21 protein-coding genes are annotated in these 23,591 nt (G+C 73.3%); 12 read left to right on the top strand and 9 right to left on the bottom strand.

Annotation, left to right across the window (positions count from 1 at the left end):
* Positions 1 to 122: 122 nt before the first annotated feature.
* From AC4H2H_RS18525 to AC4H2H_RS18515, 3 genes are all read right to left on the bottom strand, one after another.
* Positions 123 to 530, bottom strand: coding sequence for a VOC family protein (locus AC4H2H_RS18525; RefSeq protein ID WP_494372301.1), 408 nt, complete (start codon positions 528 to 530; stop codon positions 123 to 125).
* A gap of 142 nt (positions 531 to 672) precedes the next feature.
* Entirely contained in the window at positions 673 to 1,920 is a 1,248-nt protein-coding gene (locus AC4H2H_RS18520) for an amidohydrolase (protein WP_494372300.1), read from the bottom strand.
* Positions 1,917 to 2,954, bottom strand: a complete 1,038-nt coding sequence (locus AC4H2H_RS18515) for a YncE family protein (RefSeq protein ID WP_494372299.1) — start codon at positions 2,952 to 2,954, stop codon at positions 1,917 to 1,919. The genes AC4H2H_RS18520 and AC4H2H_RS18515 overlap by 4 nt, the downstream gene beginning before the upstream one ends.
* Positions 2,955 to 3,252: 298 nt before the next feature.
* Here AC4H2H_RS18515 and AC4H2H_RS18510 point away from each other — a divergent pair, with 298 nt between their 5' ends.
* Positions 3,253 to 3,924, top strand: coding sequence for a GntR family transcriptional regulator (locus tag AC4H2H_RS18510; RefSeq protein ID WP_494372298.1), 672 nt, complete (start codon positions 3,253 to 3,255; stop codon positions 3,922 to 3,924).
* A 6-nt stretch (positions 3,925 to 3,930) separates the two neighbouring features.
* Here AC4H2H_RS18510 and AC4H2H_RS18505 read toward each other — a convergent pair whose 3' ends face one another.
* Together AC4H2H_RS18505 and AC4H2H_RS18500 are read right to left on the bottom strand one after the other, a co-directional pair.
* Positions 3,931 to 4,422 (bottom strand): nitroreductase/quinone reductase family protein, encoded by a 492-nt coding sequence (locus AC4H2H_RS18505; protein WP_494372297.1) that lies wholly within the window; start codon positions 4,420 to 4,422, stop codon positions 3,931 to 3,933.
* A gap of 73 nt (positions 4,423 to 4,495) precedes the next feature.
* Positions 4,496 to 7,231, bottom strand: coding sequence for an ATP-dependent DNA ligase (locus tag AC4H2H_RS18500; protein WP_494372296.1), 2,736 nt, complete (start codon positions 7,229 to 7,231; stop codon positions 4,496 to 4,498).
* Positions 7,232 to 7,499: 268 nt separating this feature from the next.
* Between AC4H2H_RS18500 and AC4H2H_RS18495 the strand changes: the two genes are divergently transcribed.
* Positions 7,500 to 8,198, top strand: a complete 699-nt coding sequence (locus AC4H2H_RS18495) for a GTP pyrophosphokinase (protein ID WP_494372302.1) — start codon at positions 7,500 to 7,502, stop codon at positions 8,196 to 8,198.
* An 18-nt stretch (positions 8,199 to 8,216) separates the two neighbouring features.
* On the opposite strand, the gene AC4H2H_RS18490 is transcribed toward AC4H2H_RS18495, so the two are convergent.
* Positions 8,217 to 9,047 carry an ABC transporter permease gene (locus AC4H2H_RS18490; RefSeq protein WP_494372295.1) on the bottom strand — a complete coding sequence of 277 codons (831 nt, stop codon included), beginning with the start codon at positions 9,045 to 9,047 and terminating at the stop codon, positions 8,217 to 8,219.
* Positions 9,044 to 10,033, bottom strand: a complete 990-nt coding sequence (locus AC4H2H_RS18485; protein WP_494372294.1) for an ABC transporter ATP-binding protein — start codon at positions 10,031 to 10,033, stop codon at positions 9,044 to 9,046. The genes AC4H2H_RS18490 and AC4H2H_RS18485 overlap by 4 nt, the downstream gene beginning before the upstream one ends.
* A gap of 201 nt (positions 10,034 to 10,234) precedes the next feature.
* Between AC4H2H_RS18485 and AC4H2H_RS18480 the strand changes: the two genes are divergently transcribed.
* Both AC4H2H_RS18480 and AC4H2H_RS18475 read left to right on the top strand, forming a co-directional pair.
* The gene (locus tag AC4H2H_RS18480) at positions 10,235 to 11,377 is read left to right on the top strand and encodes a sensor histidine kinase (RefSeq protein WP_494372293.1); all 1,143 of its coding nucleotides are present in this window, start codon (positions 10,235 to 10,237) and stop codon (positions 11,375 to 11,377) included.
* Positions 11,374 to 12,090, top strand: a complete 717-nt coding sequence (locus tag AC4H2H_RS18475) for a response regulator (RefSeq protein ID WP_494372292.1) — start codon at positions 11,374 to 11,376, stop codon at positions 12,088 to 12,090. Before AC4H2H_RS18480 ends, AC4H2H_RS18475 begins: the two co-directional genes overlap by 4 nt.
* A gap of 17 nt (positions 12,091 to 12,107) precedes the next feature.
* On the opposite strand, the gene AC4H2H_RS18470 is transcribed toward AC4H2H_RS18475, so the two are convergent.
* Positions 12,108 to 12,410: a DUF1905 domain-containing protein gene (locus AC4H2H_RS18470; RefSeq protein ID WP_494372291.1), complete on the bottom strand. Its 303-nt coding sequence runs from the start codon at positions 12,408 to 12,410 to the stop codon at positions 12,108 to 12,110.
* 104 nt (positions 12,411 to 12,514) lie between these two features.
* On the opposite strand from AC4H2H_RS18470, the gene ku reads away from it, so the two are divergent.
* The 3 genes from ku to AC4H2H_RS18455 all read left to right on the top strand — a co-directional run bounded on the left by ku (position 12,515) and on the right by AC4H2H_RS18455 (position 15,964).
* Complete coding sequence (ku, locus tag AC4H2H_RS18465; protein WP_494372290.1) at positions 12,515 to 13,534, top strand: non-homologous end joining protein Ku; 1,020 nt, start codon at positions 12,515 to 12,517, stop codon at positions 13,532 to 13,534.
* A gap of 126 nt (positions 13,535 to 13,660) precedes the next feature.
* Positions 13,661 to 14,116 carry a VOC family protein gene (locus AC4H2H_RS18460; RefSeq protein ID WP_494372289.1) on the top strand — a complete coding sequence of 152 codons (456 nt, stop codon included), beginning with the start codon at positions 13,661 to 13,663 and terminating at the stop codon, positions 14,114 to 14,116.
* 126 nt (positions 14,117 to 14,242) lie between these two features.
* On the top strand, positions 14,243 to 15,964 hold the full coding sequence (locus AC4H2H_RS18455) for a hypothetical protein (RefSeq protein WP_494372288.1): 1,722 nt from the start codon (positions 14,243 to 14,245) through the stop codon (positions 15,962 to 15,964).
* Between the two features lie 84 nt (positions 15,965 to 16,048).
* Here AC4H2H_RS18455 and AC4H2H_RS18450 read toward each other — a convergent pair whose 3' ends face one another.
* Entirely contained in the window at positions 16,049 to 16,684 is a 636-nt protein-coding gene (locus AC4H2H_RS18450; RefSeq protein ID WP_494372287.1) for a TetR/AcrR family transcriptional regulator, read from the bottom strand.
* Between the two features lie 177 nt (positions 16,685 to 16,861).
* On the opposite strand from AC4H2H_RS18450, the gene AC4H2H_RS18445 reads away from it, so the two are divergent.
* The 5 genes from AC4H2H_RS18445 to AC4H2H_RS18425 all read left to right on the top strand — a co-directional run bounded on the left by AC4H2H_RS18445 (position 16,862) and on the right by AC4H2H_RS18425 (position 23,330).
* The gene (locus tag AC4H2H_RS18445; RefSeq protein WP_494372286.1) at positions 16,862 to 18,445 is read left to right on the top strand and encodes an MFS transporter; all 1,584 of its coding nucleotides are present in this window, start codon (positions 16,862 to 16,864) and stop codon (positions 18,443 to 18,445) included.
* Between the two features lie 98 nt (positions 18,446 to 18,543).
* Positions 18,544 to 20,379 (top strand): metallophosphoesterase family protein, encoded by a 1,836-nt coding sequence (locus AC4H2H_RS18440; protein WP_494372285.1) that lies wholly within the window; start codon positions 18,544 to 18,546, stop codon positions 20,377 to 20,379.
* Positions 20,380 to 20,433: 54 nt separating this feature from the next.
* On the top strand, positions 20,434 to 21,138 hold the full coding sequence (locus AC4H2H_RS18435; RefSeq protein ID WP_494372284.1) for a YceI family protein: 705 nt from the start codon (positions 20,434 to 20,436) through the stop codon (positions 21,136 to 21,138).
* A gap of 30 nt (positions 21,139 to 21,168) precedes the next feature.
* Entirely contained in the window at positions 21,169 to 21,918 is a 750-nt protein-coding gene (locus AC4H2H_RS18430; RefSeq protein WP_494372283.1) for a metal-dependent transcriptional regulator, read from the top strand.
* A 110-nt stretch (positions 21,919 to 22,028) separates the two neighbouring features.
* A complete protein-coding gene (locus AC4H2H_RS18425; protein WP_494372282.1) occupies positions 22,029 to 23,330 on the top strand; it encodes an MFS transporter in 1,302 nt (433 codons plus the stop codon).
* Positions 23,331 to 23,591 lie beyond the last annotated feature (261 nt).

Here is a 23,591-nt window from a genome sequence, read left to right as displayed (position 1 = left end):
GCACGCGGACCCGACCACAAGAACCGCCGACCCAGCCCGAGTACCGACGCCCCACCCGCGGACCCGACCACGAACCAGGGTTCTATCTCGGCGGACCGGGGTTCTATCTCGGCAGGGCAGGGTCAGGTCCCGAGGGCGCTCGGGTCCATGTAAAGGACCTCCCACTGGTGGCCGTCGAGGTCGGCGAAGCTGCGGGAGTACATGAACCCGCCCTCCTCCTGCGGGTCCTTGACCGGCGTCGCGCCTGCGGCGAAGGCGGCGTCGGCGAGGCGGTCGACCTCCTCGCGGCTGTCGGCGCTCAGCGCGTTGATGACCTCGGTCGTCGTGGTCGCGTCGGCGATCGACTTGTTCGTGAACTGCTTGGCGAACTCCTCGGTGAGGAGCATCACGTAGATCGTGTCGCTGATGACGATCGACGACGCGTTCTCGTCCGTGAACTGCTCGTTCACCGTGTACCCGAGCGCCGTGTAGAACGCCTTCGACGCGTCGAGGTCCTTGACGGGCAGGTTGACGAAGATCTGGGTGCTCATGGTGTCCTCCGACGGTCTGTGCGCCGTGCGCCCGGCGCTGTGGGCAAGATGCCCGGTTCGTGATGTCGTCGGGGTAGACGGCCCTGCTTGCTGGAACTCATCGGTGCCGCCACGAGCGGACGGTGCGGGCTCCGGGTCGTGCTCAGACCAGCACCTCGCCGTCGCGCGCGACGACGCGGCCGCCGGCGACGACGAGCGCGCGCTGCGGCGCCCGCACGACGGCGTCGGGCACGTTCTTCGCGTCGACGAGCACGACGTCCGCGGGGGCGCCGACGACGAGGTCGTGCACGTCGCGCCCGACGAACCGCGCTGCGTCGGACGACGCGATGCGGGCCGCGGTGACGAGCTCGTCGTCGTGACGGAACCGCGACAGCCGCGCGAGCTGCGTCGTCAGTGCGAGCAGGTCGCCCGTCCCGTACGGCGACCACAGGTCGCGGATGCCGTCGGTGCCGAGCCCGACGGCGACGCCTGCCGCGCGCAGCGCGTGCACGGGGAGGGGAGCGGCGCCGATCGGCGCGACCGTCGTCATCGTGATGCCGGCCTCGCCCATCGCGGCGACGAGGTCCGCCTGGCGCGCCGCGGGCACCTCGCCGACAGCGAACCCGTGCGCGACGTTGACCTTGCCCTGCAGCCCCGCGCGCAGCGTGCGGTCGATCATGAGCTCGACCTGGAACGCGCCGAGGTCGCCGCCGTCGTGCAGGTGCACGTCGATCCCGACGCCGCGTCGCTCGGCGATCGTGAACAGCCCGTCGAGCTGCCCGACGGGGTCGCGGTCGATCGACGCCGGGTCGAGACCACCGACGTGCTCGGCACCCGCGGCGGCGGCCCCGTCGAGGAGGTCGAGCACCCCGGGGCGGCGCAGCACGCCGTCCTGCGGGAACGCGACGATCTCGGCGTGCACCGCCCCGTCCAGAGCGGCGAGCGCCTCGCGCACGACCGCGATGCCGCGCAGGCCCAGGCCCAGGTCGACGTCGACGTGGGTGCGGATCGCGGTCGTGCCGTGGCGGACGAACTCGCGCAGCACCGCGAGGGTCACGTCGACGCCGGGGATGCCGAGCCCGTCGCGGTGCGCGCGCTCGTGCGCGATGCGCCCCTGCGTCGTCGCCTCGCCGCCGTAGCTCACCCACGGCTTGCCCCACCAGCTCTTGTCGACGTGCGCGTGCGCGTTGACGAGCCCCGGCAGGGCGAGCAGCCCCTGGCCGTCCATGACGCCGTCGGCCCCGTCGCCGCTCGGCCTTCCGGTGTCCGACGGCGCGGGCGCGGCCGGGTCGTGCGGCGTCACCGCGGCGATGCGCCCGTCCGCGACGTGCAGGTCGACCCGCTCGCCGCCCCACGGGCGGACGTCGCGCAGGACGGTGACGATCTCGGGGGCGCTCTGCGGTGCGGTCATGCGGCGGGTCCTTCCGGGAGGGGGACGACCACCTGCGGTCGCCCGGGGATCTGGATCTCGTACGTGACAAGGGTGGCGAGGTCGACGACGGTCGCGCCGTCCCACGCCTCGGCCTGCGTGTAGCCGCCGGCGAGCACGGCCTGCGGCGAGCCGGTGGCGGGGTCGGTCCACGTCGTGACCGTCTCGTGCCGGCGCGTCAGGGGAGCGACGCGCTCCTCGCCCGTCGCCGGGTCGAGCACGGCGACGTTCGGACCGCCCGCGGCGTTGCCGAACGGGCCGTTGCCCACGACGACGACGCGTCCGTCGGGCGTGCGCGCGACGCCGTGCTGGTGGCTGTCGGCGGCCGACGGGACCGTCGTCGTGGTTCCGGTCGCGGGGTCGAGGCGTACGAGCACCCGACCCTGGTAGGGGAGCAGGAGCGTCCCGTCGTCGTCGAGGACGGCGTAGTGCGCCTTCTCGAACGACGCGAGGCCGCCCTCCGTGCCGAAGGGGGCGACGTCGATGCGGCGGGCTTCGAACGTCGCCGTGTCGACGACGTGCACGGAGAACGTGTCGTGGTCGACCGTGTAGGCCTCGGTCCCGTCGGCGGAGACGAGCACGTCGAACGGTCGCAGCCCGACGGGCGTGCTCGCGAGGACCTCGCGCGACGCCACGTCGATCGTCTCGAGCGTCGACGAGTCGCCGCGGTGGACCGCCACGTACACCCGGTTCCCGTCGGGCGACACCGCGATGCCCATGCCGCCCCGGCGGTACTCGCCGAACGCCACGCGCGACGGCGTGTCCCGGTAGGGGAGCAGGTCGACGCGCTCGCGCGTCGTGAGGTCGACGACCGCGACGCCGCGAGCCGTCGAGACGTACGCGCGCATCGTCGGGGCGTGGACGGCGATGCCCCACGGCGCTGCGCCGACCTCGATCCGGTCGATCACGGCGCTGCCGTCGCGGACGGTCGGGTCGACGACCGCGAGGCCGTCGGACTCCGACTCGGTCGCAAGCAGGTAGCGCGGCGGGACCACGGCGGGGTCGTCGCGCCTCACGCCAGGCTCGGTCTGGTCGTCCGGTGCCGGTGCGCCGGTACCCGGTGCCGGGGTCGGCGTGCTCGGTGTCGTTCGCGTGGCATCGGGAGCGACATCGGACGTGACGGCACCGGTCGAGGCCCCTGGAGAGCACGCGGCGAGCAGGAGGACGGCGAGGCTCGTCGCCCAGCCGGCGCCGGGGTGCCGCGCGCGGGTCGGTGCGCGGCTGGTCCCGGTCGGAGTCGTGTGCGGAGGGTTCGCCACCATGGCAGAATGGTATACCAAACGTTGCTCACGTCGGATCCGGGAGGATGGCGCCATGGCACCCCGCTCCGCCGACCCCGCGTCGTTCGAACCCACGGCGTTCGAACCCGAGGCCCAGCGCGTCGCGCGCGTCCTGCGCGACCAGATCGTCGACGGCGACCGGGCGCCCGGTAGCAGGCTCGTCGAGCGCGACCTCGCCGACGAGCTCGGCGTGAGCCGCGTCCCCGTGCGTGAGGCGCTGCGGGCGCTCGTCGCCGAAGGGCTCGTCACGCCGCGCCCCCGCACGTGGGCCGTCGTGCGCACCTTCACGCCCGACGACGTCGCGCACCTGCTCGAGGTGCGCGGCGCGCTCGAGATGCTCGCCGCGCGTCGGGCCGCCGAACGCCGGGCACCGGCCGACATGACCGCGCTCGCCGACGCTCTCGCGCGCGAGGACGACGCTGCCGCGCGAGGCGACGCGACCGGTGCGCGCCGCGCTGCCGCCGACTTCCACGAGGCGCTGCTCGCCGCCGCCGGCAACTCCGTGCTCGACGAGCTCACGGCGGTCACCGCGAGCCGCTCGCGCTGGCTGCTCGGCCAGCACGAGGACCTCGCAGGCATCGCGGACGAGCACCGCCTCCTGCTCGGCGCGATCCGCGCGGGCGACGCCGACGCTGCGGCGCGACGCGTGGTCGCCCATCTCGAGACGTCCCGGAGGGCCCTCGCCGCGCGCACCACGACCGGCTGACCGCCGTCAGACCGTGGCGTTCCCCGCGCGGGACTCCAGGACCACGACCGCCGTCTCGGTGGGCCGGCGTGCGGCGAGCCCGTCGAGCCCGTGGTCGTACGTGCTCCACCGCTCCCACAGGCGGGCACGCTCGGCGCCGTGCGCGGCGCGCGCGTGCACCGCGCGCGTCGCGCCGTCGAGGACGACCGTGGTGTCGGGGTGCGCCTGGAGGTTGAGCCACCAGGCGGGCTCGGGCGCGGCCCAGCCGTTCATGGCGAGGGTCACGAGGTTCGGGCCGTCCTCGAAGTAGGCCACGATCACCGCGTGCTCGCGGCCCGTGCGGCGCCCGACCGTCCGCAGCAGGAGCGTGCCCCACTTCTGCGGACGGGGCTTCCAGAGGCCGCGGCGTCCGCCCGTGAGGCGGTAGTACCCGCGGTGCACCACCCACGCGGAGCGCACGAACCAGCGCGGCGGGACCCGCGGCGGGCGGTCGGGAGCTGCGGCAGTGGTCTCGGACATGGTGACCCGTCCCGTCTCGAAGGGCGTCGAGGAGAGGTCGACGCGCCCACGGTCCCGCTCACGACGCGAGGAGTCAATGCTCCAGCACGACGTCGTCCGGCGACTTGTCGCGCCGCCACCCCTTCCACACGGGGTGCCGCAGCTTCCCGAACGGGATGTCGTCGCCCTCCCCGTCGCTCGGGTCCTGGCCCGCCGTCGTCCACTCCGCGTAGACGACCTCCGCCACGCGCCGCGGCGACACCCAGCGCGCGTCGCGCGCGTCCTCGCGCGGCACGCCCACCGCAGCCGGCGTGGTGCGCTCGATCCGGCCGAGCTCGGTGACGAGGTCCCGACGCTCCGCGTCCGTGAAGCCCGAGCCAACGCGTCCCACGTAGACGAGCCGGTCGCCGTCGGGCACCGCGAGCAGGAGCGAGCCCACGAGGTGCCCCCGGTCGCCGTGCCCCGGCCGCCACCCCACGACGACGACCTCCTGCGACTGCGCGTGCTTGAGCTTGAGCCACAGCGACGAACGACGGCCGGACGAGTACGTGCCCTCGCGGCGCTTCGCGACGACGCCCTCGAGCCCGAGCCGCCTCGACGTCTCCATCGCGGCGTCCAGGTCGCCGTCGAACACGGGCGGAACGTGCACCGGCGCGCGGGTGTCGCCGAGCACGTCCTGCAGGATCTCGCGGCGCTCGTCGTACGGGGTCTTCGCGAGCGACCGGCCCGCCGTCTCGAGGACGTCGAACACCATGACGTCGACCGTGACCTTGCGCCGCGCCACCGCGACGTCCGCCGGCTTGGCGATGTTCGCGCGCTGCTGCAGCCGCCGGAAGCTCGGGCGGCCGCGCGCGTCCAGCGCGACGATCTCGCCGTCGAGCACGACGGGAAGCGCCTCGGCCGGGACCTGCTCCGCGAGCGACTGCAGCTCCGGGTACGTCACCGTCATGTCCTTGCCCGAGCGGCTCACGAGCCGAACCTTCCCATGGGACACGTGCGCGAGCGCCCGGAACCCGTCCCACTTCATCTCGAACGCCCACGCGTCGCCGTCCGCCAGGTCTCCCGCGGTCCCGACGGACGCCAGCATCGGCCGCCAGTCGGTGCGGGCCGGCGTGGGCTCGTCGTGGTCGGGTCGGCTGGCGCCCTGGTGAGACGACGACGAAGCGGGGGGCGGGGAGGGGGCGCCGGGTCGTGGCGGGTCTGGCGGGAGCGGCGAGGAACGAGCCGCGGATGGTAGACCCGGCGCCCCCTCCCCGCCCCCCGCGCCGCGACCCCGACCCCGACCGTCCGACATGCCCTCCGTCTTCGGCGCCATGAGGTGGATGAGCCAGTTGTTGTCCTCGCGGCCGTCGCGGCCGCCCGTGTGGATGAGCGCGAGGCGGCGCGTGCCGTGCTGCTCGCCGTGGAGCGTGACGATGACCTCCTTGCCGTCGCGCCACTTCTCGAGCTCGTAGGTGCCGGCGTCCCAGATCGTCACCTCGCCCGCGCCGTACTCGCCCTTCGGGATCTCGCCCTCGAAGGACCCGTAGGCGAGCGGGTGGTCCTCGGTCTGGACGGCGAGGTGGTTCTTCTTGGGGTCGGTCGGCTCGCCGCGGGGCAGCGCCCAGCTCACGAGGACGCCGTCGTGCTCGAGGCGGAAGTCCCAGTGCAGGCGGCGGGCGTGGTGCTCCTGGATGACGAAGCTGTTGCCCTCGCTCGGGGGCGGTGCCTCGTCGGGGACCGGCTCGGGCGTGCGGTTCGCGTCGCGCATGGAGCGATAGGTGTGCAGGCGGTCCGGCCGGTCGCCGGGACGGTCGCCGTCGCCGTCGCCGTCGCCGTCGTCGTCGTCGTCCCGGGCGGCGCGGCTGCGTCGCGTGCGTCCGCCGCTCGTGCCCGACGACGCCGCGCCCTTGCGCTCGAACGTGGCCATGCGCTCGGGCGTGGGTTCGAGGGCGGAGAGGTGGCCCTGGGTGAGCGCGGCGAGGGGGTCGCCGATCGTGCGGACGCGCTCGACCACCTCGCCGGAGTCGAGGTGGCGCAGGTCCGGGTCGTCGAGCTCGTCCCACGTGCGGGGCGCGGCGACCGTGGGGTGCTCGCGGCCGCGCAGGGAGTAGGGGGCGATCGTCGTCTTGTTGCCGTTGTTCTGGCTCCAGTCGACGAGCACCTTGCCGCCGCGCAGCGACTTCTTCATGTCGCTCACGACGAGGTCCGGGTGCTCCGCCTCGAGGTAGCGCGCGAGCTCGTGCGCGACGGCGGAGACCGCGTCCGCGTCCTGCTTGCCGTCGAGCGCGGCATAGAGATGGATGCCCTTGGAGCCGCTCGTCACGGGCAGCGGCTCGAGCCCCATGCCCTGGAGGATCTGCCGGGCGTGGCGCGCGACCTCGGCGCACTCGGGCAGGCCGGCGCCCGGGCCGGGGTCGAGGTCGAGGACGAGCCGGTCGGGGTTCAGGTGCGTACCCGTGCGCCCGAACTGCCACTGGGGCACGTGCAGCTCGAGCGAGCCGGTCTGCCCGAGCCACGTGAGCGTCGCGAGGTCGTTGACGAGCACGTAGTCGTTCGCGCTGTTCTTGTGCTGGATGCGGCGCGTGCGCACCCAGGACGGGACGCCCTGGCCGGCGTTCTTCTGGAAGAAGACCTGCCCGCCCGTGCCGTCGGGCCAGCGCTTGCGCGTCGCGGCGCGGTTCGCGCAGTGGGGGAGCATCACGGCGGCGACGGCGGCGAGGTAAGCGAGGACGTCGGCCTTCGTCGTGCCGGTCGCGGGGTAGAGGACCTTGTCGAGGTTCGTGAGCCGCAGGCGGTGGCCGTCGACGCTCACCGTCTCGCCCACGCTGCGGCTCGAGGAGGTGGCCATGGGGCCCATCGTGGCGCGCGGGAGGCGAGGTCGCGCGCCGGGCAGGCGCCGGAGTCGGTCCAGGGTCAGGGACCAAGGGCCCATCCGGGGGACGGCCGCGGGAACTTCCTGGCGCTCCCGACCGTGGACACTGGAGGAGGTGGCCGGTCCGTCCGGCACCGCCCCACCGACGGCAGGATTCGAGAGGAACACCGTGACGCACCTGACGACCGACGACGTCCCGCTCCCCGCGGAGATCGGTCCCCGCGTCCGCGACTTCCGGCGCCTCATGATGACGTACAAGTTCGGCATCGACGAGGTGATGACGAAGATCACGGTCCTGCGCGACGAGTTCCGCCACGTCCACGACGACAACCCCATCGAGCACCTGGGGTCGCGCCTCAAGTCGCTCGACTCGATCGTCGCCAAGGCGAGGCGCAAGGGGATCCCGCTCGCCCCCGACGCCGTGCGCGAGCAGATGTTCGACATCGCGGGCGTGCGCGTGACGTGCGCCTTCGTCTCCGACATCTACCGCGTGCGGGACCTGCTCGTCGGCCAGCGCGACCTCACGGTCCTCGAGGAGCGCGACTACATCGCCCGGCCCAAGGACAACGGCTACAAGAGCCTGCACCTCATCGTGAAGGTGCCGGTCTTCCTGTCCGACGGCGTCGAGGACGTCGTCGTCGAGATCCAGCTCCGCACGATCGCCATGGACTTCTGGGCGAGCCTCGAGCACAAGATCTACTACAAGTACCAGCGCGACGTGCCGCAGCACCTCACCGACGCCCTCAAGCTCGCCGCCGACGTCGCGGCGACCCTCGACACGACCATGGAGCGCATCCACGACGAGGTCCGCGGCCTGGACGGCGGGCCCGAGCCGGTCGAGAACACCGACGCGCTCGTCACGCCGCGCGAGATGATCGAGACCTTCATGCGGACCGCCCAGGTCGCCGACGAGGCGTTCCACGAGCGACGCCACGACGGCTGAGGCCGCCGCCGCCGTCGCTCAGCTCCAGCGGAAGAACCGTGCCGCCACCAGCGAGCAGACGACGACCGTCCCGCCGAGCGCGGCGAGGTGCAGCGTCTCCACGGGCTGACCCGCCCACGCGTCACCGAGGGCCTGCACCGACGCGCCGAACGGCAGCAGCTCGCCGATACGGGCGACCGGCTCGGGCAGGTTCGACACGTCGCCGAACATCCCGCCCGTCGCACCGAACGCGAAGAACGCGACGAGGCCGATCGCGAGGGCGGCGTTCGGCGTCGGCGAGACCGCGGCAACGAGCATCCCGACGGCGTACATCGCGGCCGCCGAGAGCGCGAAGACCCCCACCGCGACCCACGGCGAGGCGGGCGGCCGGGCGTCGAACGCCGTCGTCGCGACGACGAGCGCGAGCGCGACGCCGAGCGCGGTCTGGACGACGCTCACCACGACCTGCGCCACGAGCACCATCGCGGGCGACGCCGGCGTGACGGACAGGCGCCTGAGGACCCCGGTGCGGCGGTAGGAGGCGAGGAAGCTCGGCATGTTGATCACGCCGACGATGCCGACGACGATCGCCAGGACGACCGGCACGACGAACACGTCGAACGCCGTGCGACCGTCCGAGCCGGCGACGACGATCTCGGTCGCGTCGCTGATCCCGTACATGACGAGGATGAGCAGCGGCATTCCGAACGGCATGACGAGGCCCGCGGTGTCGCGGACCACCATCTTGGCCTCCGCGGCGACGAGCGCCGCCCACGCGCGCGGGCCCGGACCGGGCGTGGCCGGGATGGACCGGCCGGTCCGGTCGGTCCGGTCGGTCCGGCCGGTGGAGGTCTGGCTGGTGGTGGTCATCGAACGGTCTCCGTCTCTGGGGTGCGGTGAGCGGTGGCGTGAACGGGGGTGTCCTCCGCCAGCGAGCGGCCGGTGAGCGCGAGGAACGCGTCGTCGAGCGTGGCGCGCTCGAGGCGGGTCTCGGTCGCGACGACGCCCGCACGCACGAGCGCGGTGCTCACCTCCTGGAGGAGCTCGCCGCGGCCGGTGACGACGACCTGCTCCCCGCGGACCTCGACCTCGTCCACCGCGGGCACCTCGACGAGCGCCGCGTCGAGGAGCGTGGCGGGGAGCGGTTCGGCGACCCGGAAGCGCACCCGCTGGTCCAGATCCGCAGTCGCGACGAGGCCGGCCGGGGTGTCGTGCGCGACGACGCGCCCGCCGTCGAGCAGCGTGACGCGGTCGCACAGCCGCTCGACCTCCTCCATGAGGTGCGAGACGAGCAGGACGGTCGTCCCGCCGTCGCGCAACGACTCGACGACGCCCCACACCTGACGACGTGCCTGCGGGTCGAGGCCCGTGGTGAGCTCGTCGAGGATCACGACCCGCGGGTCGCCGACGAGCGCCACGACGATGGCGACCCGCTGCTGCTGCCCGCCCGAGAGCTTCGCGTACCGCACGTCGCGCTGGTCGCGAAGGCCCAGGGTGTCGATCAGCTCGTCGGGGTCGCGGCCGGTCCGGTAGAACGCGCGGTAGAGGTGCGCGAGCTCGCGCACGGTCAGCGCGTCGTGCAGGGACCCGGACTGGAGCTGCACCCCCAGCAGCCCCCGCACCGCGGCCCGATCGGCGAACGGGTCGAGCCCCGCGACCCGGACCGACCCGCCGTCGGGCCGGCGCACTCCGGCGACCATCTCGACGGTCGTCGTCTTGCCCGCACCGTTGGGACCGAGGATCCCCAGGATCTCGCCTTCCGTGGCGACGATGCTCACGTCGTCCACCGCGACCTTGAAGCCGCTCTTGCCGGGGTACTTCTTCGTCAGGTTCCTCGCGTCGACGGCTCTCGTCACGTCCTCGTCCCTTCGTCCGCCCGGTGCCTCGACCGGTCTCCGCCGGGTCTGCCGGTCGCCACGATGGCGACGCCGCGGCGGTCCGGGGGCGGTCTCGACGCTAGGGACCGCGAGGTGCCGGGCGCGCGTGCCGGTCGTCACCGGTGCCGACCGTGACTTCCGGCACGTCGCGCCGCACGCCGCGGTCCGTAGGCTGGAGGGATGCGACGCAGGGATCCGGAGCTGTGGGCAGGTGTCGCGATGCTCGTCGTCGTGCTCGGTCTCGGTGCGCTCGTCCCGCTCGTCGCTCGCGACGCGATGACGATCCCGGTCGGCGCGTGGCTCACCGTGTTCGCGGCGTTCGTCGCCGTGACCGTGGCGCTCGTCGTCGGCGCTCGGTTCGCGACGCCACGCGCGTACGCGCTGCTCACCATCCAGGTCGTGCTCGTCGGGGTCCTGGTCCTCACCGCTCCGGGCGCCGGCTGGCTCCCGATCCTGCTCGTCGCGGTCGCGGCCCTGAGCGTGTACGTCGTCCCGGCGCGCGTCGCCGCCGTCGTGGTCGTGGTCAACGTCCTCGTCGTCGCGGTCTCGGTCGGTGTGCGCAGGGACCTCACCGAAGCCGTGCTCAGCGGGGCGATCTACCTGCTGCTCCAGGTCGCGAGCGTCGGCTCGACCCTCGCGCTCCAGCGCGAGCGCAGCATGCGCGAGCAGCTCGCGGCGGCGCACGTCGAGCTGCGCGCCGCGGCCGTGCTGCGCGACGAGTCGACCCGCTCCGACGAGCGGCTGCGCGTCGCGCGCGAGCTGCACGACGTGCTCGGGCACCAGCTCACCGTGCTCGCCCTCGAGCTCGAGACCGCGAGCCACCAGGACGGCGACCGTGCGCGCGAGCACGTGCTGCGCGCCAAGGACGTCGCGCGCGAGCTCCTGGGCGACGTGCGCGCGACGGTAGGGGAGCTGCGCCGCCGGGCGCCCCGCCTCCGCGACGCGATCGAGGCGCTCGTCGAGCGGGTGGGCTCCCCCCACGTGCACGTGCTCGTGGACGACGACGTGGCCGTCGACGAGGAGCAGACCGTCGTGCTCGTGCGCGCCGTCCAGGAGATCGTGACGAACACGATCCGGCACGCCGACGCGACCGAGCTCACCATCACGGTCGCCGCCCGGGACGGCATGGTCCGCCTCGTCGCCCAGGACGACGGGCGCGGGGCCTACCGCGTCGAGCCGGGCAACGGCCTGCAGGGTCTCACCGAGCGCGTGCGCGCCCACGGCGGCACCGTGCAGCTCGACGGCAGGTCAGGATTCCGGGTCGAGGTCGACCTCGCGCCCGAGCCCGAGCCCGTGCTCGTCGTGCGCGAGGCGGCACGGTGAGCGACCCGGTGAGCAGCCCCGGGAGCGACTCCGTGAGCGGACCGGCGATCCGGGTCCTGCTCGTCGACGACCAGACGCTCGTGCGCCAGGGGATCCGGAGCCTGCTCGGGCTCGCGGGCGACGTCGAGGTCGTGGCGGAGGCGGAGGACGGCATGACGGCGCTCGCGGCCGTGCGCGAGCACGCGCCGGACGTCGTGCTGCTCGACCTGCGCATGCCGCGCCACGACGGCATCTGGGCGCTCGAGGCGCTGCGCGAGAGCGGTCTGGACGTCCCCGTGCTCGTGCTGACGACGTTCGACGACGACGAGCTCGTGCTCCGTGCGCTGCGCGCGGGAGCGCGCGGCTACCTGCTCAAGGACGTGACGCTCGACCAGCTCACCGGTGCGGTGCGCGCGCTCGCCCGCGGGGCGACCCTCGTCCAGCCGTCGATCACCGACCGGCTGCTGCGTGCCGTGCGCGCCGGAGCGGCCACGGTGGAGGACGGGTCGGACGGCGCGATGCCTGTGCCGGTGCCGGTCCAGGAGCTCACCGAGCGCGAGCTCGAGGTGCTGCGCCTCGTCGCCGCCGGGTACTCCAACCGCGAGATCGCGCACGCGCTCTTCCTCGCCGAGGGCACGGTGAAGAACCACGTGTCGACCGTGCTGCTCAAGCTCGGGTCGCGGGACCGTACGCGCGCCGTGCTCCGCGCGCTGCACGAGGGCATCCTCGGCTGAACGGGCGGCACCGGCGCTCAGACGACGGTCTCGACGCCGATCCGCACCCGGTCACCGACGTCCACGCCTTCGGCACGGCGCACCGCGGCCTTGACGGGCAGGACGTACGTCTTGCGCCCGGCGTCGGGGAAGATCGACGTCGACCAGCGCTGCGCCCCGAGCGTCACCTCGACCTTGACCGAGCCGAACCCTGCGGGCGGGAGCGGCAGCTCCGCGATCTCGTCGCTCACGTCCTCGGGCAGCGCGGCGAACACCCAGCTGTCGGTGCGTGCCTCCCACCGCCACAGCTCGGTCTCGAACTCGAACCTCGTCCCTGCCACGAGTCCATGGTGCCGCGACCCACCCACACGCGCGTGCGCCGTCGGGCCCGAGAACCTGGAGCCACCCGCTCGCGCACGGGCGCGCCGCGCGCCACCATGGTCGGATGAGGGCCATCTGGAAGGGCGCCATCACGTTCGGTCTCGTCAACGTCCCCGTCAAGGTGTACTCCGCGACGGAGGACCACGACGTGCCGCTGCACCAGGTGCACGACAAGGACGGCGGACGCATCCGCTTCCGGCGCGTGTGCGAGATCGACGGCGAGGTGGTGCCGTACGAGCACATCGACAAGGCGTACGACGACGGCGAGAGCACCGTCGTGCTGACGAAGGACGACTTCGCGGCGCTCCCGGCCGAGCGCAGCCGCGAGATCGAGGTCGTCGAGTTCGTCCCGAGCGAGCAGATCGACCCGATGCTGCTCGACCGCAGCTACTACCTGGAGCCGGACTCGACGTCCAACAAGGCGTACGTCCTCATGCGGCGCACGCTCGAGGAGACCGAGCGCACCGCGATCGTGAAGTTCGCGCTGCGCCAGCGCACCCGCCTCGCCGCGCTGCGCGTGCGCGACGACGTGCTCGTGCTCCAGACGCTGCTGTGGGCCGACGAGGTGCGCGAGGCAGCGTTCCCCTCGCTCGACGACGAGGCGAAGGTCACGGAGAAGGAGCTCGCGATGTCGTCGCAGCTCGTCTCCAGCTTCGAGGCGGACTTCACGCCCGAGGACTACGAGGACGAGTACCAGGCCCAGCTCCGCCAGCTCATCGAGGCGAAGATCGAGCAGGGCGACGCGCTCGACACCGCCGAGACGTTCGGCGAGCAGGCGGAGGAGGGCGAGGGCGCCGAGGTCATCGACCTCATGGAGGCGCTGCGCAAGTCCGTCGCGTCGTCGAAGAGCTCACGCTCGGGGGGGTCGTCGTCGACGGGATCTGGCTCGGGTCCGGGCACGACGGCGAAGGGCGGCTCGACCCGCAAGGCCGCCTCGTCGTCGGGGTCGGGCACCCGCTCGAAGAGCAGCACCACGAAGGACAGCCCCGCGAAGACGCCGGCGAAGAAGACTGCGAGCCGCACGACGGCGTCGAAGGAGAAGTCTGCCGCGGCGAAGACGACGCGCAAGAAGGCTTCCGCGTAGGCAGCCGCCACGACCGCCGGTCGCACCCAGGTCCCGGCGGGCGTGCGGCCGATGAGTTGGGCGCGCTCAGCGCGTCGTACGGATGGGCGGCCGGCCGGCCGAGACCTACGAGGAGTGGAGCAGACGATGCGCGCGATAGTCCCGAGCCTGTGGTTCGACGGCAACCTCGAGGAGGCCATCACCTTCTACGCGAGCGTCTTCCCCGACGCGAAGGTCGGCGACGTGTTCCGTCAGCCCGACGGGACGGCCGTCTCCGCCGACTTCGAGCTCGCCGGGCAGCGGTTCGACGCGATCAACGGCGGACCGCAGTTCCCGTTCACCGAGGCGGTGTCGTTCGTCATCGAGTGCGAGTCGCAGGAGGAGGTGGACCAGTACTGGGCCGCGCTCACCGGCGACGGCGGCCAGGAGTCGCAGTGCGGGTGGCTCAAGGACAAGTACGGGCTGTCGTGGCAGGTGGTGCCCGTCGAGTTTATGGCGATGCTGCAGGACCCCGACGCGGCCAAGGTCCAGCGCGTCGTCGACGTGATGATGACACAGGGCAAGCTCGACCTCGTCCCGTTGCGGGCGGCATACGACGGCTGACTCCGGAACGCCCCGGTGCCACAGGTGGTTCGTGGGGGATGTCCAGGCAGACCCCAGGTCTGGTTGAATGCGCTCGACATCTCCGCCGACGGCGTCCGCCGTCCCTCGTGAAGGACCACGAACCGAGTGAAGAAGCTCCTTGCCGGCGCCCTGGGGACGGTGCTGGCCCTCGGCGGGCTGGGCGTCGCCACCGCGACCCCCGCAGCCGCCGCCACCCAGTACGTCCAGGCCACCTGCAGCACCATCGACATCTGGCTCAACGAGTACCCGGACGGGTCGTCGTACACGTCCGTCCTCGACGGCGAGGCCGAGAGCACCACGTTCGCCGGCTCGGCCGTCGTCTGGCGATCCGTCGACTGGTCGACCCCGCACGACTGGAGCATCGACGTCGACTCCTCGGACGGGACCGAGGGCGACTTCTCCGACAGCGGCACGACGACGCCGTGCGAGACCGATCCCGACGTCACCGCCTGGACGGCCGCGTCGTGCGGCGAGCTCGTCTCGTCCGTCACCAGCTATCCCGACGGGTCGCGCATCGTGACGACGATCGACGGCGAGGTGCGAGAAGAGGTCTCCGCCGCCCTCGCGTACTGGGGGACGTGGACCCTGGACTGGCGGGTCGCGCACGACTGGTCGGTCGTCCTCGACGCCCCTGACGACTCGCTCGACCGGACCTGGTCGGGAACCACCGAGCCATGCCTCTCGGACCCGAGCCTGCGTGTCGACGTCAACGCCTACTGCGAGACGCTGTCGGTGTCGGTCGACGGGTACCCGGCAGGCACGGCCGTCACCGTCCGGGTGGGAGACGAGGTCGTCGACCAGGGCGCGACCGACGAGAACCGGTACTTCTTCGGCGAGTGGACCATCGACGGGACGACCGGTCAGCCATGGACGGTCGAGCTCGACGCCACCGACGACACGCTCGACCGGACCGATTCCGGAGTCTCCGAACCCTGCTGGGTCCCGCCGACCACGGTGGAGCCCGTGACTCCCGCCACCGTGACGGACTGCTCGGCGACGCCGGACGACGTCGTGCTGCCGGACGACACCGAGGCGGTCGCGTACGCACGCACGGACGCGGGCATCGTCGCGTCGCCCGCCGCGGGATACGAGCTGCCCTCCTGGTTCGACCAGTGGCGCACCCACGGCGAGGGTCAGCTCGTGCTCGCGTGGTACTCGGTCGTCCGGCCGCGGTGCGACCTCGAGGTCGTCTCCGTCACCCCGGTGTGCGACGCGGGTGCACCCTTCGTCGACGTCGTCGTGACCCCGCCGCCCGGCGCCGGCACGGAGTCGCTCGAGATGGACTGGGTCGGGCCGAACGCCGGATACGACGTCGTCTACGGGAGCGGGGGCTTCGGACAACCGTTCACCAGCCGCCGGCCCTGGCCGTCGCTCATCACGAACGGCGACGGTACGTTCTCCCCGCACCACACGCCGGAGTGGCGCCTCGACGACATCGACCTGTCGTTCGGGACCTCGGTGTGGGTGGACGGCCACACCTACTCGCGGTACTTCGGTGCGCTGTGGGAGGACGCGCCGATGACAGACCCGTGCGCCGACGATCCGGGGCCGCACTTCACGGTCGAGGCGCGCGGTCGCTGGATCGGTGGAAGGGACTACCTCACGGTGCGGGTCCTCAACGAGGACGACGCTGCGGCCGACATCAGCGTCGTGACGCCGTTCGGCAGCAAGGAGTTCGCGGACGTCGCACCGGGCGCGAGCGCCTACCAGGCCTTCGCGGTCCGTTCCTCGGACGTGCTGGACGGTGACGTCGTCGTGACGGTGACCGCCGACGTCGACGGCGTGCCGGTCACGAGGGAGCGGTCCGTCCCGTTCTGGCTGGGCTGACAGCGACCCCGGCGTGCGAGGGCCCGGCGGCACGTCGAGACGTGCCGCCGGGCCCTTGGCGCACCCGGGGTCGCGGCCCGGCTCTCAGTCGGTCGGCGCGGCGCGGCGCAGCGCGACGAGCTCGCCGAGGAGGGCCAGCAGGTCGTCGACGTCGTCGCCCGGGCGCGGGGCGCGGAAGGTGAGGTCGTTGCTCGCGGATGACTCGCCGTCGTCGGGCGGCAGCGCGTCTCCGGTGGCGGCTTGGCTGAGCAGGCCGCCGTCGAGCGCCGCGTGCGCGTAGAGCCCGTCGCTGAGCAGCACGATCGCGCGCGCGACGACGGGGTCGCCGACCTCGTCGAGGACGGCGCGCGTCCACGCGTCGTGCGCGCCGTCGAGCGCGGCGCGGGCACGCGGGTAGGTCCCCTGCGCGAGGCGCGTGACGGCGAGGTACGCGAGTTCGAACTCGGTGTCCACGAGCGTGGACGTGCGGATGAGGTAGTCGACCGCGCCGGCGGGGGCGGCGCGCATGGTCTCGACGTCGGCGGCGGTGAGCTCGCGCAGGTGCTCGGTGAGGCCGTCGGCGAGCGCGTCCTTGGACCCGAAGTGGTAGAGCAGGCCGCCCTTGGAGACCCCGGCACGCTCGGCGACCGCGTCGAGCGTGGCGGCGCGCTCGCCCTGCTCGACGAGCAGGGACGCGAACGCGCGCAGGACCTTGGCGCGGGCGGCGGGGGGTGGCGGCATGGTGTCGAGGGTAGTGGCGCGGGCCGGCCGTCGCGGTCGGCGCAGTGCCGGAGATCAGGGCGTGCGGTGGGAAGCATCACAGCGCGCCCCGGGATGACGATGCCGTGTGATGTCGTTACTATACCGTCTGGACGGTAGGAAGTTCGGCGCCATCGCGTCGCCCCGACCGTCGGCATCGTGGAAGGACCCTTCGCCGTGACGACCCCCGTGACGACGACGCCGACGCACCGGACCGCCGGAGCGCAGGCCGCGCACACCACCCGTGGACCCGCCCGCGGCGCCGCCCGCCGCTGGCTCGCGCTCGCGGTGCTCATGCTCCCCGTGCTGCTCGTGTCGATCGACAACACCGTGCTGAGCTTCGCGCTGCCGCAGATCTCCGAGTCGCTGCGTCCGAGCGGGACGCAGCTGCTGTGGATCATCGACATCTACCCGCTCGTGCTCGCCGGGCTCCTCGTGCCGATGGGGTCGTTCGCCGACCGCATCGGCCGTCGTCGCCTGCTGCTCGCGGGCGCCGTCGGGTTCGCCGCGATGTCCGTCGTCGCCGCGTACGCGACGAGCGCGGAGGCCCTGATCGTGTCGCGCGCCGGGCTCGGCTTCTTCGGCGCGATGCTCATGCCGTCGACGCTGTCGCTCCTGCGCAACGTCTTCACCGATCGCGAGGAGCGGCGTCTCGCCATCGCGATCTGGGCGGCCGGGTTCGCGGCGGGCTCGGCCCTCGGGCCGATCGTCGGCGGGTTCCTGCTCGAGCACTTCTGGTGGGGCTCGGTGTTCCTCCTCGCCGTCCCCGTGCTCGTGCTCCTCCTCGTGCTCGCGCCGTTCTTCGTGCCCGAGTCGCGCGACCCCGCGCCGGGGCGCATCGACGTGCTGTCGATCGTGCTCGTCATGGCGACGATGACGCCCGTCGTCTACGGCATCAAGTCCCTCGCCAAGACGGGCGTGAGCACCCTCGCGGTCGGGAGCGTCGCCGTCGGGCTCGCGGCGGGCGCGCTGTTCGTGCGCCGCCAGCTGCGCCGGCCCGACCCCATGATCGACGTACGCCTCTTCACGCGCGGTGCGTTCAGCGGCGCCGTGCTCGTCAACCTGCTCTCGGTGTTCTCGCTCGTCGGGTTCCTGTTCTTCGTGTCCCAGGACGTCCAGCTCGTGCTCGGCCTCACGCCGATGCAGGCAGGCCTCGCGCTCCTGCCCGGCCTGATCGTCATGGTCGTGGCGGGGCTCGGTGTCGTGCGGATTGTGCGTCGCGTGCGGCCCGCGCACGTCGTCGCCGTCGCGCTGCTGTTCTCCGCCGCCGGCTACGCGATCGTCGCGGCAGGCGCGGGGGAGAGCACGCTGGTCCTGCTGATCGTCGCGTTCGTCGTGCTGTCGCTCGGCGTCGGCGCGGCCGAGACCGTGTCGAACGACCTCATCGTGTCGTCCGTCCCCGCGGAGAAGGCCGGCGCGGCGTCCGCGATCTCCGAGACCGCGTACGAGGTGGGCGCCGTCCTCGGCACCGCGGTCCTCGGGAGCATGCTCACGGCGTCGTACCACGCGAACGTCGTCGTCCCGGCGGGCGTGCCCGCGACCGACGCGGTCGCCGCCGCCGAGACGCTCGGCGGCGCGACGCAGGTCGCGTCCACCCTGCCCGGCGGCCAGGCGCAGGCGCTGCTCGACTCCGCCCACGCGGCGTTCGGCAGCGGCGTGGGGACGACGTCGCTCATCGGCGTCGTGCTCATGCTCGTCGCCGCGGGCGTGGCGCTGGTCACGCTGCGCGGCGCGAAGTCCTGACGCCGCGGGGTCCCGGCGCTGTCCCCCGGCGCGGCGGTCGCGCCGTCACCGGCCGTGCAGTTGGCGACGCGGGGCCCGATCCGGAAAGGTGGGCGGTGATGAGCCGTCCGCACCGCACCCCGCCCCGCTGGGTCCGCTGGACCCTCGGTGTCCTCCTCGCGCTCGTCCCGTGTGTCGTGTGGGGCGTGACGACGGCGACCGCCGAGCGCAGCCTCGGGCCGCACGAGGCGCTGTACGAGGTGACGACCAACGGTCTCGTGACCGTCGACCTCGGCCCGCTGGGCACGCTCCAGATCGACTCGCCGCTGCCGATCAACCTCGGCGCCGACGTCACGGTCCAGGAGATCCCGGCCGACCTGACGGCCGTCGGGCAGGCCGACACCCTCGAAGGGCTCGAGCAGGACCTCGAGGACTACCTGCGCTTCTTCGGCGGCCCGCAGGAGACGATCGGCTCCGTCGCCCGGGCCCTCGTCGTCGACGCGCTGCGCCGCACCGGCTTCGCGGTCCTCGTCGTCGCGGCGGCCGGGGCGGGGCTCTACCTGCTGCTCGGCGCGACGCGGCGGCGCGAGCTCACCGCACGCGTCGCTCCGCGGACCTACGAGATCACCGCGAGCGTCGTCCTCGTGTCGCTCGTCGCCGCGTCTCTCGCCGCGAGCGACCCCGGAGCGACGCGCGGACCCTCCCAGCGCGCGTCCGCCGTCTTCGACGGGACGCCGCTCGAGGGCGCACGCATCACCGGTCGGCTCGCCGGCGTCGTGGACACGTACGGCGCACTGCTCATCGACCTGTACCGCGAGAACGAGGACTTCTACGACCGCGCAAACACGAACCTCGTCACCGCCTGGGACCGGCGGGAACGGATCCAGCGGCTGACCACGCCGCGGCCCGCCGCCCCGGTGACCGACGAGGACCAGGTGACCGACGAGGACCCGGCGGACGACGCCACGACCGACGAGCCGGCCGGCTCCGAGGGCGACACCGACACGGCGCCCGGTGGTCCGGCGTCGGGCACGGACGCCGACGAACCGGCCGCAGACGGGGAGACTGGGCGTACGCCCACCGCCGAGGAGGACCTCGTCACGCTCGTGGTCGTGAGCGACCTGCACTGCAACACCGGCATGACGCCGCTCATCCGCACGGTCGCCGAGCGCTCGGGGGCGTCGGTCGTGCTCAACGCGGGCGACACGACGATGAACGGGACGACCGTCGAGTCCTTCTGCGTCGACTCGTTCGCGTCGGCCGTGCCGGAGGGCGCGACCATGGTCGTCGCGGACGGCAACCACGACAGCGTCGAGACGTCCGCGCAGGAACGCGCGAACGGGCAGACCGTCCTCGACGGAAAGGTGGTCGAGGTCGAGGGGATCCGGATCCTCGGGGACCGCGACCCGCTCGAGACGCGCCTCGGGCTCGGCAGCCAGCCCCCGCGCGAGGAGACGCCCGAGCAGTACGCCGCGCGCCTCACCGAGCTCGCGTGTACGGAGCAGGAGGACGGCGAGGGCATCGACATCCTCATGATCCACACGCCCCGCATGGGCAACGAGGCCCTCGACTCCGGCTGTGTGCCGAACCAGATCTCCGGGCACATGCACACGCGCTCCGGCCCCGAGCGGATGGGCGGAGGCGTGCGGTACGTGAGCGGGAGCACGGCGGGCGCGGTGAAGGACCAGCTGCGGATCGGTCCGCTCAAGGGGACGGCCGAGATGACCGTCCTGCGGTTCGACCCCGAGCTGCGGCGCATCGTCGACTGGCAGCTCGTGCAGATCGGCATCGACGAGTCCGCGAAGGTCTGGCCCCGCATCGCGTGGCCGACACCGTCCGGCGTCGCGTCGCCCGACGAGTCCGACGAGTCCGACGAGTCCGACGAGGGCGTCGAGGTGCCTGGCGGCGAGGTTCCCGCCGGCGAGCCGGCCGACGTGCCAGCCACCGAGAGCTGAGTCGTCGCGCGTCGGTCCTCGCGACAGCGTGCGCGAGGCGGCAGGATGGGGCATATGAGCAGGTCCACGCGCTGGGTCGTCGTGTCGGTGGTCCTCGCGCTCGTCGTGGTGCTCCTCGCGCCGTTCGTGTACACCCAGGTGCAGGAGGGCCGGACCCCGCCCCCGCTCGGCCTGCAGTCGCCGGGGGAGGAGACGGCGCCGACCGAGCCGGCCGAGCCGGGGCCGTTCGACGTGGACGGCGAGTGGGTGGTCGGCCCCGGCTCCGAGGCGGGTTTCCGGGCCGAGGGGACCGACGGCCCGGAGGACGACGCAGAGCTGCTCGGGGTCACCTCGGACGTCGACGGGACGTTCCGGGTGCGCTCCGGAGAGCTCGAGTCCGCGAACGTCACCGTCCAGGTGGCGAGAATCAGGACCGGCTCGGCGACCGTTGACCGGCAGCTCCGCCAGGCGCTCGAGACCGACCTCTACCCGACGGCCCTCTTCTCGCTCACCACGCCGCTCGACGTGAGCGAGCTCGAGACGACGACGCAGCCGGTCGAGCTCGAGGCCGTCGGCGCGCTGACCCTGCGGGAAGAGACCGAGCCCGTGACCGTCGCGCTCGAGATCCAGCGTTCAGCGGAGGGTATGGTCGCGAGCGGGGCGATCGGCGTGACGTTCTCCGACTTCGGGATCGCCGTGCCCCCCGACGCGCCCGTCCAGGTGCGCGACGAGGGGACGGTCGAGGTGCGGCTTGAGGTCGTGCGCGCGCCGTCGTCCTGAGGCACCGTCCGGGGGCGGTGACCTAGGGTGGTGGGCGTGGACCGCCCGACCGACCTCACCGCCGTCGCCCAGGACTACCTCAAGGTCGTCTGGGCCACGCAGGAGTGGACCGACGAGCGGGTGACGACCAAGCTCCTCGCCGAGCGTATGGGGGTCGGTGCCTCGACGGTGTCCGAGACCGTGCGTCGGCTCAGCGCGCAGGGGCTCCTCGAGCACGCGCCGTACGGCGCGATCACTCTCACCGAGCGGGGCCGCGCCCTGGCGCTCGCCATGGTGCGACGGCACCGCCTCCTCGAGACGTACCTCGTCTCCGAGCTCGGGTACGGCTGGGACGAGGTGCACGACGAGGCGGAGGTGCTCGAGCACGCCGTGTCCGACCTGCTCATCGAGCGCATCGACGCACGGCTGGGGCACCCGACGCGCGACCCCCACGGGGACCCGATCCCCGGGTCCGACGGCGCCGTCGTCCGCCCGGCGGCCGTGCCGCTCTCCGACCTCGTGGTGGGAGACCGGGGGACCGTGGCACGGATCTCCGACGCCGACCCGGACGTCCTGCGCTACCTCGCCGAGATCGGTGTCGGTCTCGACACGGGCGTCGAGGTGCGGGAGCGCCGGGAGTACGCCGGCATCCTGTCGGTCGTCTGGAGGCCGCCGGTTCCGGGCCCGGAGGGCGGCCCGGCCGAGCCCGCAAGGGGTGCCGTGCCTGCGAGCGCACCCTCGCAGCTCGGGCTCCGCGCGGCCGACCACGTCTGGGTCGTGCGCGCCGACGTCGGCACCTAGACTGGCGGCTCCACCCTGATTCTCGTCGTCGACGGCGCCGACACTCCTCGAATCGATTCGACCTCTCGATCCGAGGACGCTCGACGACCGACCGACGCACCGAGGACACCATGACCGACCGCTCCACGTCACCGACGGGCGTCCCGCCCGCCGCCCCGACGGACGCCCCCTCCGCCGCACCCCGCACCGCACGGTCGCGCGTCCCCAGCGGCGCGCTCCTCGCGCTCGCCATGGGCGGGTTCACGATCGGCACCACCGAGTTCGCCACGATGGGGCTCCTGTCCGACATCGCGACCGACCTCGACGTCTCCATCCCCACCGCCGGGCACGCCATCACGGCGTACGCGGTCGGCGTCGTGGTGGGTGCGCCGCTCCTGACCGTCGCGGCGGCGCGCGTGCCGCGCAAGACGCTCCTCGTCGCACTCATGGCGTTCTACACCCTGGGCAACCTCTTCTCCGCGACCGCCGGGAGCATCGAGACGCTCGTGGCCGGCCGGTTCCTCGCGGGGCTGCCGCACGGCGCGTTCTTCGGGGTCGGCGCAGCGGTCGGGGCGGCCGTCGCCGGACCGGGCCGCCGAGGTCGCGCCGTCGCGACGATGATGACCGGCCTGACGGTCGCGAACGTCGTCGGCGTCCCGCTGTCCACCTTCGCGGGCCAGCAGCTCGGGTGGCGCGCGGCGTTCGTCGTGGTCGGCGTGCTCGGCCTCGTGACGCTCGCGGCGCTGTGGTGGCTCATCCCCGCCGGGGCCGGGAACGAGTCCACGAGCGTCCGGCGCGAGCTCGGCGCGCTGCGCAACGGTCCGCTGTGGGTCGGGTTCGTGGGGGCGGCGGTCGGGTTCGGCGGGATGTTCGCCGTCTACTCGTACGTCGAGCCGACGATCACCCAGGTCACGGGCCTGGCGACCGGCGCCGTGCCGTTCGTGCTCGCGATCTTCGGCGTGGGGATGACGGTCGGTACGGTCCTCGGCGGGAGGCTCGCCGACCGCTCCGTGATGCGCACCGTCTACCTCGGGTTCGCGACGACCGGCCTCGCGCTCGTGCTCTTCGCGCTCACGGGCCACCACCCCGTGCCGGCCGTCCTGTCGCTCTTCCTGCTCGGCATGACGTCCCAGGTGCTCGGTCTGTCGCTGCAGACCCGGCTCATGGACCTCTCGCCGTCCGCGCCGTCTCTCGGCGCCGCGCTGTGCCACTCGGCTCTCAATGTCGGCAACGCCAACGGCGCGTTCCTCGGCGGCCTCGTCATCGCGGCGGGCTGGGGCTACCTGGCACCCGCGTGGACGGGCGTCGTCCTCACCGTCCTCGGCCTCGGGATCATCCTCCTCGTCGGCCGCCGCCCGGCCGGCGTCGTGGTCGCCACCCTGCCCGACGACGCCCGCTCACCTGCCGAGGATCAGCTCACCTCGCCGAGCTAGTCCTCGGCGCTCGGGCCGGGTCGGGCGGCTCGTGGTCGGGTCCGCGTGCGGGGTGGCGTCGGTGCTCGGGCTGGGTTGGGCGTGCTTGTGGTCGGGTCCGCGTGCGGAGCGGCGTCGGTGCTCGGGCTGTCCGCGCCGTCGCCCTGGTCCGTCGGGCGTGGGTCTTGGGAGCGCGGCCTTGACGCCCTTAGCATCCGACGCCGCCCCACCCGCTCAGCCAGCACCTCACCCCGGGCAGACGCCCGGGCCCCGGGCCGGCCC

It is taken from the genome of Cellulosimicrobium sp. BMG9.22, assembly GCF_059159975.1.
This window is presented reverse-complemented; position numbering and strand designations above follow the sequence as displayed.